The sequence below is a fragment of the Tolypothrix sp. PCC 7601 genome, from assembly GCF_025677855.1.
GTDB classification, from domain to species: domain Bacteria; phylum Cyanobacteriota; class Cyanobacteriia; order Cyanobacteriales; family Nostocaceae; genus Aulosira; species Aulosira diplosiphon.
The window spans coordinates 4,099,470-4,112,363 of the sequence record NZ_CP064879.1; the positions used below are offsets into that span (position 1 = coordinate 4,099,470).

The following is a 12,894-nucleotide window of genomic DNA, read 5'->3' on the forward strand; positions in this document are numbered from 1 at the left end:
TCAGATGACATCCCTACCATCATCAAACTCCTGGCATGGGCGCTTTATAGGTGATAACCAGCGATACCGTTTAGACAAACGGTTAGCTGGTGGTGGCATGGGAGAAGTATTCCTAGCAACAGATACGCGTGTCGGTCAGCAGGTAGCCTTGAAGTTACTCAAAGATACGCTGGTAGCTTCAACTGAGATGAGAAAGCGCTTTGAGCGAGAAATATCTGTTTGTGCAGCGCTGCAAAGTGACCATATTGTCAAAATCAGTGATTGTGGAGTTACAGAAGAAGGCTATCCATTCTATGTGATGGAGTATCTGCGCGGGCAAACCTTACGCCACGTGCTGCTCAAAGAAAAGCGGTTATCTGTAGAGCGAACTGTGAGTATTATGGCTCAAGTTTGCAAGGGACTACAGCTAGCTCATGCGGGAGTGACTTTACAACGGGAAGGTGGCAAAACCTCCGAACATATTCAAGTTATCCATCGGGATTTAAAACCCGACAATATCTTTCTTGTGCCCACAGATTTGGGAGAGTGGGTAAAGATTTTAGATTTTGGGGTGGCGAAAATTCGCCATGAATCTTCAGAACAAACCAATATCACAAATACATTTATTGGTACATTCCGTTACGCTGCACCAGAACAAATCCAAAGCGATGAAAACCTAGATGCGCGGGCAGATATTTACAGCTTGGGACTGATCCTCTATGAAATGTTGAGTGGTGCAGACCCCTTTGGTTTAAGCGAGAATGCCAATAATATTAGCGAAGCATCTTGGGTGCTAGCTCATGCTTATGAACCACCAAAGTCATTGCGATCGCAACCAGGTTGTGAGTATTTTTCTATACAGCTAGAAGCTGTCATTCTCAAGTGTTTACACAAAAATCCAGATAACCGCTTTAGTACTGTTGAAGAACTTAGTCAGGCTTTACAAACCGTTGCTAAATCAGTAGTGGGGTATGTGAGTGCCGAGTATCAAGAAGAGATTGGGCTACATCCTACTGTACCAAAATCAGTGGTGAAGCACAAAACAATAGAGCGATCGCACCAGCCTGTAGAACCAACTCGACTTGAAGATACTTTACCTCCGACTGTGCCTTTGTCTGGGCAAGACCAAGAAGAAACCATTCTCCGCTTTCAACCCGTGCAACATCCTGGTGGAGAGGAACCGACAATTCTGCGTCCTTTGCAACCCACAGAACCAATCTGGGAACAAGAAGAAACCATTCTGCGTCCGCAACCCGTGCAGCATCCGGGTGGAGAAGAACCGACAATTCTGCGTCCTTTGCAACCAACAGAACCAATCTGGGGGCAAGAAGAGACTATTTTGCGATCGCAACCCGTACAACATCCCGGTGCAGATCAACCAACTATTCTGCGTCCCCTAAAGCCCACAGAACCAAGCTGGGGACAAGAAGAAACCATTCTGCGTCCGCAACCGGTGCAGCATCCCGGTGAAGCAGAGTCAAATACGCCGCCACAAACAGCGATCGCATCCAATCAACCAGAAGGTACAATTTTTCAAACAAGGCCTGTAACCCCGCCTACACCAGAGCGGACAATGTTTCAAAACCGTCCTGTACCCCAGCCTGAGCCAGAAGGGACAATTCAATCCCGTCCTGTATCTTCGCCTAATGGCGAACCAGTGCTACATGGCAGTACAATTTTTCAACGCCGCACCACTAATTCAGCTACACAGAAACCTGCGCGCAATTTTTGGTTAATTTTAGGAGTGGCTTTTGCTGTTGGGTTTGCTTTAGTGACAGCTATCTATATATATCCGCAATTGAAATCTCCTCAAACTAACGAGCAGAAAGCTAATTAGTAAGGGCATGGGGCATTGGGCATTGGGCATTGGTAGGAACGCAACCAATGACTTTAATTAATTTTGCGTGTTTAACTTAGCTCTTTTTTGAGACAAGTTCTTGACTTGCCTTTAAGGGTTTCTGGTTTGACTTGCTATTAACTGTATAGTCCATCGTTTTGATTGCCAGTTGGCGGTAACACTTTTGGTAGCGCTTCTAGCATTGCTGTAACCAATGACAAATGACAAATGCCTATTTCGTAATGCGCTAACATACCATTGTATAAATAACAGTGGTTAAACCGCGTAAATGTATGGATATAGCTTTAATTGTTAAATTTCTCGCGCCTTGTCTGCCATTTCTGTTGAATGTGGGTAATAAAGCCATAGAAGGCGCATCGCAGAAAGTTGGTGAGGATGGGTGGAATAAAGCGAAAGCTATTTGGGCTAAGTTACATCCCAAAGTAGAGGCGAAGGAAGCAGCCAAAGAAGCGGCGGCGGATGTGGCGCAAAATCCAGATGATGAGGATTTACAAGCCAGCTTGCGAGTGCAAATCAAGAAGATTTTGGATGCAGATACAGCACTGGCGGAGGAAATCGCCAAGATTTTGCAAGCATCTTCTGATAAACCTGGTGATAATATTGCCATCAGTGCTAATGCTTACGACAACAGCAGCGTCAAGCAAGTAGGGAAGATTGAAGCTAACGAAGTGAGTTTTTAAACGCACAGAGGCGCAAGGTAACGCAAAGGTACGGGGAGTTTCACCTGACTTTGCGTCTTTGCGTCTACCCTGCAGGAACGACTGCGTCGAATGCGTGAGATTAATCTTTTTATTTAACAGCGCCAATTCCCTATGGTGGAAGAACCAAACCCCAATCAGGCAAAAATCATCAATTTAGAGGGAACTGCCCAAGATGAGAGTAAATTAACTCAAATTGGTCATGTTGATACTGAGAATTTTCATCTCACAGCAGAACAAGTTCAAATTCTGGTTCAGCTAGAAAGCAGTACCAAAGCAGAATCGCCTGGGGTTCTCAAAGCTGGGAACCCGCAGAAAAGTTTGGCTTATTGGCAAGGACGCAAAACAGAAATTGCCCAAATACAGCAGTGGTTAACTGATAACAATACCTTTTTAATTGGCATAGAAGGCATCGGTGGCGCGGGTAAATCGATGCTGGCAGCGAAAATTTATGAGGAAATTGCAGCTTTCCCCAAACGATTTTGGGCTGATGTGAGTAATGGGGCAAGTTTTAGCGATTTAGCCCGTCAAGTACTCCGTGAATTTGGCTTTACAGTTCCAGAAGAAGAAGCGCAGTTAGTAGAAGCGCTGGTGAGGTGTTTACGCAGTGGTGAATTTTTACTGATTATTGACAACCTGGAGAGTTTATTACAACCGAATAGACAATGGGGAAGTCTATTCTACGGCGAATTTTTCAACGCTTGGATGGAATTTGGCGGTAATAGTAAGGTAATAGTCACCACTAGAGAAAGACCAGAATTAAAAGGCTTTGAGTGGCTACCTTTGAAAGGTTTGCAAGTAGATGAAGGGGTAGCACTGTTAACAGCATTAGGAATTCGGGGAGATTTAGCCGAGTTTGTTGAATTAGTAGATGGACATCCCCTGCTGTTGCGATTGGTAGCTGATTTATTAAAAGAAGAATATCCCCAAGACCCAGATTTAAGCAGATTAGCAGATTTAGGTTTAGGGAATTTGCGGCAGTTGTTGACAGATTCCCAAGTAGTAGGTGTGCATCATCGGACAAATGTGGGGATGGTGTTGGTATTAGATGCCAGTTTTAATAGATTGAATGAGTTACAAAAGGCTTTACTGCTGAATATTAGTGTTTATCGTGGTGCAGTTGATAGTACAGCAGCCGTGGCGTTGTTGCCAGGAAATTCAGCAGCAGAGATTGAGGGAGAATTAAGGAATATTGTTAAGCGTTCTTTATTGGTAGAAAAACTCAATGGTAAGCGGCGGTTTGAGTTTCAGCCTGTGGTGTTAGACTATGTGCGGTATAAAGCTGGCGATCAGACAGAGGCGCATCAACGAGTCATTGATTATTATCGCTTAATTGCTAAACAACCGCCTTGGACAACAAAAGATGATGTAAAAGAATACTTAGAAATCGTTCATCACTTTTATCAGTTGCAAAATTATAACTCTGCCTTTGATGCACTTCAAGTTTGCGATGATTTTTTAACTTTGCGGGGTCATTATGTAGAGAAAGTAGAATTATATGGGCAGTTGATAAGTAAATGGGAAGAAATTGGCGATAGAAAAAATTGGAAATATGATGCTTCTCTCACTTCATTAGGCAATGCTTACAACTCCCTGGGACAGTACCAACGGGCGATTGAGTTCCACCAGCAGTCTTTGGAAATATCTAAGGAGATAGGCGATCGCAATGACGAAGCTGTTTCTTTGGGGAATTTAGGCAATGCTTATGTTTGTCTAGGACAGTACCAACGGGCCATTGAGTACTACCAGCAGTCTTTGGAGATATTGAAGGAAATTGGCGATCGCAATCGCGAAAGTTATTCTCTAAACAATTTAGGTAATGCTTACTCTTCCCTGGGACACTACAATCAGGCGATTAAATTCTATCAGCAGTCTTTGGAAATCAAAAAGGAGATGAGTGATCGCAATTCACAAGGCTTATCACTAATGAATTTAGGTAATGCTTATAACTACTTGGGAGAGTACAAACAGGCGATTGAATTGTTGCAGCAGTCTTTAGCCATTGCTAGGGATATTGGTGATCGCTATAACGAAGGCTTATGCTTAGGCAATTTAGGTAATACTTACTTATGCTTAGGAGAATACCAACAGGCGATTGAGTTCTTTCAGCAGTCTTTAGTTATTGCTAGAGAGACTGGCGATCTCAATTTACAAGGCAAATCCTTAGCTAATTTAGGTAATGCTTCCTTATACCTGGGACAGTACAAACAGGCAATAGAGTTTTTGCAGCAGGGTTTGGAAATTGGTAGGGAAATTGGCGATCGCTATACTGAAGGCTTATCTTTAATGAATTTGGGTAATGCTTACTTATCCCTGGGAGAGTACCAACGGGCGATAAATTTCTTTGAGCAGTCTTTGAATATATCTAGGGAGACTGGTGATCGCAATTCACAAGGCAAATCCTTAGCTAGTTTGGGTTTTGCTGACTTGTACCAGGGACAATACTCACAAGCGATTGAATTGTTGCAGCAGTCTTTGGCGATATCTAGGGAGATTGGCGATCGCAATACTGAAGGCAAATCCTTAAACAATTTGGGTCTTGCTTACTACTCCCTGGAAGAATATCAACAGGCGATTGAATTGTTGCAGCAGTCTTTGGCGATATCTAGGGAGATTGGCGATCGCTATACCGAAGGCAAATCCTTAATGAATTTGGGTAATGCTTACAATGACTTGGGGCAGCACCTACAGGCTATTGAGTTTTTCGAGCAGTCTTTGAATATCGCTAAAGAAATTGGCGATCACTATGTAGAAGGCTTATCCTTAATGAATTTGGGAATGAATTTGGGTAATGTTTACAATTATTTGGGGCAGTACCAACAGGCGATTGAGTTTTCCCACAATTCTTTAGTCATCGCTAGGGAAATTGGTGATCGTAAGACACAAGGCTTATGCTTAGGTAATTTAGGTAATGCTTACTTATCCCTGGGACATTACCAACGAGCAATTGAGTTTTTGCAGCAGTCCTTGGAAATTTCTGCAGAGATTGGCAATCGTAATACACAAGGCTTATCCTTAATAAATTTGGGTAATGCTTACAATTACTTAGGGCAGTACCAACGGGCGATTGAGTTCTTCCAGCAGGGTTGGAAAATTTCTGGGGAGATAGGTGATCGCAATACTGAAGGCTTATCACTAATGAATTTAGGTAATGCTTACTTATATTTAGGAAAGCACCAACAGGCAATTGAGCTCTACCAACAGTCTTTGGAAATTTCTGGGGAGATAGGCGATTATAATTTACAAAGCAAATCCCTAGCTAATTTGGGTAACGCTTACAACTACTTGGGGCAGTACCAACGAGCGATTGAGTTTTTGCAGCAGTCTTTAGAAATTTCTAGGGAGATAAGCGATCGCAATACTGAAGGCTTATCCTTAATGAATTTAGGTAATGCTTACAACTATTTGGGACAATACCAACAGGCGATTGATCTTTACCAGCAGTCTTTAACCATTGCTAGGGAGATAAGCGATCGCAATACTGAAGGCAAATCCTTAGCTAATTTGGGTAATGCTTACAACTACTTGGGGCAGTACCAACGAGCAATTGAGTTTTTGCAGCAGTCTTTAGAAATTTCTAGGGAGATAAGCGATCGCAATACTGAAGGCTTATCCTTAATGAATTTAGGTAATGCTTACAACTATTTGGCACAGTACCAACAGGCGATTGAGTTCTACCAGCAGTCTTTAGCCATTGCTAGGGAAATTGGCGATCGCAATACTGAAGGCTTATCCTTAATGAATTTAGGTAATGCTTACAATTATTTGGCACAGTACCAACAGGCGATTGAGTTCTATCAGCAGTCTTTAGCCATTGCTAGGGAAATTGGCGATCGCAATACTGAAGGCAAATCCTTAGCTAATTTGGGTAATGCTTACGACTCTCTGGGAGAATACCAACGAGTGATTGAGTTTTACCAACAGTCTTTAGCCATCGCTAGGGAAATTGGCGATCGCAATGGCGAAGGTAATTCCTTAAGCAATTTGGGCATTGCTTACAAGTCCCTGGGAAAGTACCAACAGGCGATTGATTTTTACCAGCAGTCAATGGATATCAAAAGGGAGATCGGCGATATTCAAGGGGAAGCAAACACCTGGTTTAATTTAGGTTTATCTTTGGAAAACGCCAATCGAGAAGCAGACGCGCTGGGTGCTTATCGCAATGCGCGTAACCTATATCAGACAATGAAACTTGATGCTGATGTGCAAGATTGCAACAATGCAATTGAGCGTCTTTCGCAACCAAAAGCACCTGTAGTTTCTCGGCGTGGGTTTTGGGGGTGGTGGCGGCGGTTGTGGCGTTGGGTTCGTGGTTGGTTTCGGGGGTGAAAAAGATATACGCTATAGTCACTCACAAGATTTCATAGAATTACTATGACAACTCTATTGCTGCCAACGCTTCATAATTTACCTACTACCTTACTTTTAGAAAATGCTAAACTGCGATCGCAGTTCAATACGATGGGAAAGTGCGATCGCTCAGACGTAAAAAAGGGTTGCACGAGTAAACTTGTTTTACCGAAATGAGGAAGCGCGATCGCAGTTCAATACGATGGGAAAGTGCGATCGCTCAGAGGTAAAAAAATGTAGAGACTGCGGAACAATCTCTACATAGTATAGGGTTGCACGAGTAAACTTGTTTTACCGAAATGAGGAAGCGCGATCGCCTCAAATATAGTGCTTCTGGTTTAAATGCAATACAAAATTATATCGTCCCTTGTAGGGGCATAGGCACTGCCATGCCCTCCGGAATGTATAGCACTCAACCGATAACCGCTATATCTAACAAACTTGTCCCCGCAAAGCTTCGGTATCGATAGGTTTAATCAAGTAAAGCAGCAATAGATTCCAAACAATAGCCGTCACAAAGGGGATTTTCCGAATTAATTTCACAAATTTAGGTTGAGAACTGCGGTCAATTTCCACCAATTTTAAGTTGTAATCTGAGCAGCGATGCAAACGCGAGAAAAACTTGGGATGTTCGGTATTTAGCATCACCGGAAAAGCACGTCCAGCAGTTTCATTAGTTTCGCAAACAACTTGGCGGTCAAATTCTCTCGCATCAAGCCCTAATGAATGATAAAATCCTGTCCGTTCGTGAACTGTTAAAGTGTGGGTAGCAAATACCGATAACAAGAAAAAGCGACTCCACAATCTAGATTTCCAGGTTTTCCATAATTGGGGTTGGGAACGTAATAAAGCTTTGAATATATCCCCATGACGGTTTTCGTCCTGACACCAACTTTCAAAGTAGCGGAAAATTGGATAAAACTGGTTTTCTGGGTGCTTCTGCAAATGACGATAAATAATAATGTAACGCCAATAGCCAATTTTTTCTGATAGATAAACTGTGTAAATTACCCACTCAATTGGGAAAAAGGTATAAGTGCGTCTTTTAGTAATATCAGCCAAATCCAGCGACAATTTAAAATCGCCCATAGCTTTATTCAAAAATCCCGCATGACGCGCTTCATCACGCGCCATCAAATTAAACATTTCCGACAACAGAGGATTGCGATTTTTCAGCTTGCGTGAAAGTTCTTTAAACAGCAAAAATCCAGAGAACTCAGAAATACAAGAACGTTCTAAATACTCAATAAACGACTGGCGTGCTTCTGGTTCAATATGTTCCCAAGACTGTGCAAACGTCTCATCCCTAACAAAATGGTGACGATTGTAATCTGCCCGCATTTCTGCTAGCATCGCCTGCAACTCCGTGTCCTGAGCAGAGAGATCCAGACTAGCGGCTTTTTCAAAATCTGTAGTGTAAAACCGGGGAGTCAATACGGTTTCTTTGCTTGGTGTTTTAATTCCCTGCTTTGGTTCTTTAGGTGCAGACTGGGATAAGGTATTAACCATGAGTTCTCCGGTAGTTAGCTTAACAATCACATAACTATCAAGTTATGATAAGTGTAATTGTTTGACTAGCCCCGGGGGTAAAAGATTTACAATCCTTTATTTGGGGATTAGGGATTGGGGACTGGGGACTCGAAATTGGTAGGGTGTGTTGTCGCGCAGCGCAACGCACCACACTGTAACCCAACACCGCCAAAACCTCTCGGTGCGTTAGCCTACGGCATAACACACCGTACTGGGAGATGAGGGGAAATAGCAAACACCCAATGCCCAATGCCCAATGCCCAATGCCCAATGCCCAATTCCCCATTCCCCATTCCATTTGTTAAGTTTTTCAACCGACCTGTAATAAAATAACTCAATAACTATAAAGTAATTCAAGAAAGTAATCAGGCTTACTAAGAGTTGAAGAGAGATTCAGTATGGGTCGTCATTCAGACAATCGTTCTCAGGAAACCATCAATCACACAGTAGTGCTAACACCTGCTGTTAATGCAGCGAACGTACCACCCGCAGATTCACGCGAACGGGTGAAGCAGTTTATGCAAAACATCCAAGATGAAATTTGCAGAGGCTTAGAACAACTGGATGGCGAAGCCAAATTTCATGAAGACAGGTGGGAACGCAAAGCTGGTGGTGAAGGACGTACCCGTGTGATTCGGGAAGGGCGAGTGTTTGAACAAGGTGGTGTCAACTTTTCGGAAGTTTGGGGCGATACCTTACCTCCTTCGATTTTGACTCAACGCCCAGAAGCAGCCGGACATCAGTTTTTTGCCACTGGAACCTCGATGGTGCTGCATCCTCGCAATCCTTACGTACCAACGGTACACCTCAACTATCGCTACTTTGAAGCAGGCCCAATTTGGTGGTTTGGTGGCGGCGCAGATTTAACACCTTACTATCCCTTTGCAGAGGATGCGATTCATTTTCACCAAACATACAAAGCTGCTTGCGATCGACACCATCCAGAGTATTATCCAGTCTTCAAACTCTGGTGTGATGAATACTTCCACTTGCGCCATCGCCAAGAACAAAGAGGGATTGGTGGTATATTCTTTGACTATCAAGATGGTAGCGGTAACCTGTATGTGACCTCCCAGACAGACACTCCAGCCGCACTCTACAGTCAGCAAGTAGGAAAAGTTACACGTAATTGGGAAGATTTATTTGCCTTTGTGCAAAGCTGCGGTAAAGCATTTTTACCTGCTTATTTGCCAATTGTAAATCGACGACAAGACACTGAATATAGCGATCGCCAACGCCAATTCCAACTATACCGTCGCGGTCGTTACGTAGAATTTAACTTGGTGTACGACAGAGGAACCGTTTTCGGGCTGCAAACCGATGGTAGGGCCGAATCTATATTAATGTCCCTACCACCACTCACACGCTGGGAATATTGCTACCAACCAGAACCCGATTCACCAGAAGCACAACTCACCGAAATCTTTTTGCAACCTCAAGATTGGGCGAGTAAAACTGTTAGCTAAGGGAATTGTAACTAAAAAAGCAGAGGGGCAGGGAGCAGGGGAAGAAAGAAAAATATTTCCCCAATAAAATCGGACTTTTTAAATTGCAAATTACGAATTACGTAGCGCTTTGCGCTTCCCGCAGGGTATTACGAATTACGAATTTATATAAGTCCTAATTTTCTCTTCATGGGCATTTATTATGAGCAGCTATTTAGATATGCGCTTGCGAGAAGGTACTAAACATTCTCACACCAGTGCAGAAAATACCGCGTTTATGAAATGCTTTCTCCAAGGAATTGTAGAAAAGAGCTTTTTTCGCAAATTCCTAGCGAATCTCTACTTCATTTACAGCGCTTTAGAAGCAGAATTAAAACGCCATCAGTACCATCCACTTGTGGGTTTAATGTATTTCCCAGAACTGAATCGTCAAGCAAATTTAGAGAAAGATTTAGCTTTCTATTATGGTGAAAACTGGCGGAAGCTGATAGTTCCTTCTAGGGCTACTCAAGAATATGTTGATTGCATTCATGAAGTAGCAAATACCCAACCAGAGTTGTTGATTGCCCATTCCTATACCCGCTATTTGGGAGATTTATCAGGTGGGCAAGCATTGAGAAAAATTGCTCGTTCAGCAATGGATTTACCTACGGTTCAGGGTACTGCTATTTATGAATTTGACCAAATTCCTACCCCTGAAACTAAGCGGATATTTAAAGAACAATACCGTCAAGCTTTAAATTCTTTGCCTGTAGATGAGTCGATGATTCTTAAAATTGTAGACGAAGCAAACCATGCTTTTACTTTAAATGCAAATCTTGTTCATGAGCTAGAAGCAGATGTTAAAGCAGTAGTTGGCGAGCATATTTTCGATTTAATTACTCGCCAAAATAAAGTTGGTAGCACAGAACATACTCATCGTAGTGATGCAGTACAAGAGGTAGTGCTGGATTACAGTATTTAGAAATTTGGTAATTGGTAATGGGTAATAGGTAATGAGTAATGAGTAATGAGTAATGAGTAATGAGTAATGGGAATTTCTCCCTCATCTCCCTCATCTCCCTCATCTCCCTCATCTCCCTCATCTCCCTTATCTCCCCAGTCCCCAGTCCCCAGTCCCCAGTCCCCTATATTTCGTGGTTGAGGAAAGTATTCGTGAGATTAAATTTACAAAATTTGCCGGAGAAAGACCAACCTTTGCGTCTTGATTGGCTGAGTGTGCTATTTTTTGGAGCTATTCATGCATTGGCTTTTTTGGCTCCCTGGTTTTTTTCTTGGTCTGCTGTAGGCGTTGCTCTTTTCCTACACTGGTTATTTGGTAGTATTGGCGTTTGCTTAGGCTATCATCGGCTTTTAAGCCATCGCAGCTTTAAAGTGCCGAGATTTTTAGAATATGCGATCGCAATTTTAGGTGCCCTATCATTACAAGGTGGGCCTATCTTTTGGGCGGCTGGACACCGTTTGCACCATGCTCATACTGAAGACGAGGAAAAAGATCCTTACTCCGCCCGCAAAGGCTTTTGGTGGAGTCATATGATGTGGATTTTCTATCCCCGTGCAGAGTTCTTCAATTATGACTACTACCAGCGATTTGCACCTGATTTAGTACGCGATTCCTTTTATCGCTGGCTAAATCGCAACTTTTTATTACTACAACTACCAGTAGCGTTGTTGCTGTATGCATTGGGTGGTTGGTCTTTTGTCGTGTATGGCGTATTTGTCAGAGCCGTTGTTCTCTGGCACACAACCTGGCTGATTAACTCAGTCACCCATATGTGGGGATACCGCACCTTTGAAATCAACGATAACTCCCGTAATCTCTGGTGGGCAGCTATTCTCACCTACGGCGAGGGATGGCACAACAATCATCATGCATATCCCCATGTCGTTAAGTGTGGCTGGCGCTGGTGGGAAATTGACATCACTTGGTGGGCTATTTGGTGTTTAAAAACAGTTGGTTTAGCTAAAGATTTGAATATGCCACCTGTTCAGGCTGTGAAATCGTGAGGTTGGGGATTGGGGACTGGGGATTGGGTACTGGGGAGACAAGGGAGATGAGGGAGAAATTCCCATTACTCATTACTCATTACTCATTACTCATTACTCATTACTCATTACTCATTACTCATTACCCATTACTCATTACTCATTACCAAACTTTACCTATCAAGGTGAGGATTTAAACTTGACCCACTTTTGCCAGTAAAAATCCACAAGAGCGATCGCGCGCAATCTCGCAAGACTCGCTGCAGTGATTCTGCTCGGTATAATTTTGAAGGTACTGCGATTGGGGTGACTGTAATTCCCCGGCTACCTAAAACAATAGTTGCGATCGCTCTGGCTCGTCTCATGTGATAATCCGATGTAACCAGATAAAGATGCTGTAACTTCTGGCGAGCAAAATCTCCGACCAGTGTCGTGAAATTAGTTACTGTATCTGTAGCGCGGCCATCCAAACGTAAGCGTTCTTTGGGAACCCCAAATTTTTCTAAAATGCTGCGATTTAAATCAAGACCAGATTCAAAATCAGAAACCCAAATATTTAAATTCTGGTGAACCTGCCAAAACTTAGCTGCAAACTCCATCCGCTCTAAATTACCTCCCAGGACAAAAATTGCCTGTGGTATGGGAGCTTGGTAAGAAGCGATCGCTATCCTAGCAGGAATGATAGTTACCCAGACAGCTAAAACTGTCGCCCAGAATATCAGTAGGTAGCGTTTAAAATGCTTGCGTTGCATAACTAAAGTGAGAGCGATCGCCTGTTCTTGTACTATTGTGTAAGTTGCGATCGCATTTCAGCCAGTAGTTATGATGAGTCGATACAGCATGATTATTCAATGGTCTGATGAAGATCAGCTTTTTCTAGTAACAATCCCAGAGTTTGCTGATCGCGTGATTATGCCTTGTACTCACGGCAAAACTCGTGAGGAAGCAATTCGTAATGGCGAGGAAGTAATAGAAATGTACTTGGAAGGTTGGCAAGCAGAAGGTGAGTCTATCCCTGAACCTAGCACGCTTCAAATTGCTTGATGAT

10 protein-coding genes are annotated in these 12,894 nt (G+C 43.0%); 8 read left to right on the forward strand and 2 right to left on the reverse strand.

Annotated features, from left to right (window positions below; all coding sequences use genetic code 11):
• The first annotated feature begins 4 nt into the window (after positions 1 to 4).
• The 4 genes from HG267_RS17075 (at position 5) to HG267_RS17090 (ending at position 7,062) form a co-directional block, all read left to right on the forward strand.
• Entirely contained in the window at positions 5 to 1,816 is a 1,812-nt protein-coding gene (locus HG267_RS17075; protein ID WP_045870024.1) for a serine/threonine protein kinase, read from the forward strand.
• Between the two features lie 293 nt (positions 1,817 to 2,109).
• A complete protein-coding gene (locus HG267_RS17080; RefSeq protein WP_045870023.1) occupies positions 2,110 to 2,517 on the forward strand; it encodes a hypothetical protein in 408 nt (135 codons plus the stop codon).
• A gap of 132 nt (positions 2,518 to 2,649) precedes the next feature.
• The gene (locus tag HG267_RS17085; RefSeq protein WP_045870022.1) at positions 2,650 to 6,864 is read left to right on the forward strand and encodes a tetratricopeptide repeat protein; all 4,215 of its coding nucleotides are present in this window, start codon (positions 2,650 to 2,652) and stop codon (positions 6,862 to 6,864) included.
• 45 nt (positions 6,865 to 6,909) lie between these two features.
• Positions 6,910 to 7,062: a hypothetical protein gene (locus HG267_RS17090; protein ID WP_155539183.1), complete on the forward strand. Its 153-nt coding sequence runs from the start codon at positions 6,910 to 6,912 to the stop codon at positions 7,060 to 7,062.
• A 255-nt stretch (positions 7,063 to 7,317) separates the two neighbouring features.
• Here HG267_RS17090 and acsF read toward each other — a convergent pair whose 3' ends face one another.
• Entirely contained in the window at positions 7,318 to 8,394 is a 1,077-nt protein-coding gene (gene acsF / locus HG267_RS17095; protein ID WP_045870021.1) for a magnesium-protoporphyrin IX monomethyl ester (oxidative) cyclase, read from the reverse strand.
• A gap of 419 nt (positions 8,395 to 8,813) precedes the next feature.
• Here acsF and hemF point away from each other — a divergent pair, with 419 nt between their 5' ends.
• The 3 genes from hemF to HG267_RS17110 all read left to right on the forward strand — a co-directional run bounded on the left by hemF (position 8,814) and on the right by HG267_RS17110 (position 11,867).
• Positions 8,814 to 9,881, forward strand: a complete 1,068-nt coding sequence (hemF, locus tag HG267_RS17100; protein ID WP_045870020.1) for an oxygen-dependent coproporphyrinogen oxidase — start codon at positions 8,814 to 8,816, stop codon at positions 9,879 to 9,881.
• 181 nt (positions 9,882 to 10,062) lie between these two features.
• Entirely contained in the window at positions 10,063 to 10,824 is a 762-nt protein-coding gene (locus tag HG267_RS17105) for a heme oxygenase (biliverdin-producing) (RefSeq protein ID WP_045870019.1), read from the forward strand.
• A 191-nt stretch (positions 10,825 to 11,015) separates the two neighbouring features.
• Complete coding sequence (locus tag HG267_RS17110; protein ID WP_045870018.1) at positions 11,016 to 11,867, forward strand: acyl-CoA desaturase; 852 nt, start codon at positions 11,016 to 11,018, stop codon at positions 11,865 to 11,867.
• Between the two features lie 152 nt (positions 11,868 to 12,019).
• On the opposite strand, the gene HG267_RS17115 is transcribed toward HG267_RS17110, so the two are convergent.
• Entirely contained in the window at positions 12,020 to 12,598 is a 579-nt protein-coding gene (locus HG267_RS17115) for a YdcF family protein (protein ID WP_045870017.1), read from the reverse strand.
• 73 nt (positions 12,599 to 12,671) lie between these two features.
• Here HG267_RS17115 and HG267_RS17120 point away from each other — a divergent pair, with 73 nt between their 5' ends.
• Positions 12,672 to 12,890 carry a type II toxin-antitoxin system HicB family antitoxin gene (locus HG267_RS17120; protein WP_045870016.1) on the forward strand — a complete coding sequence of 73 codons (219 nt, stop codon included), beginning with the start codon at positions 12,672 to 12,674 and terminating at the stop codon, positions 12,888 to 12,890.
• Positions 12,891 to 12,894 lie beyond the last annotated feature (4 nt).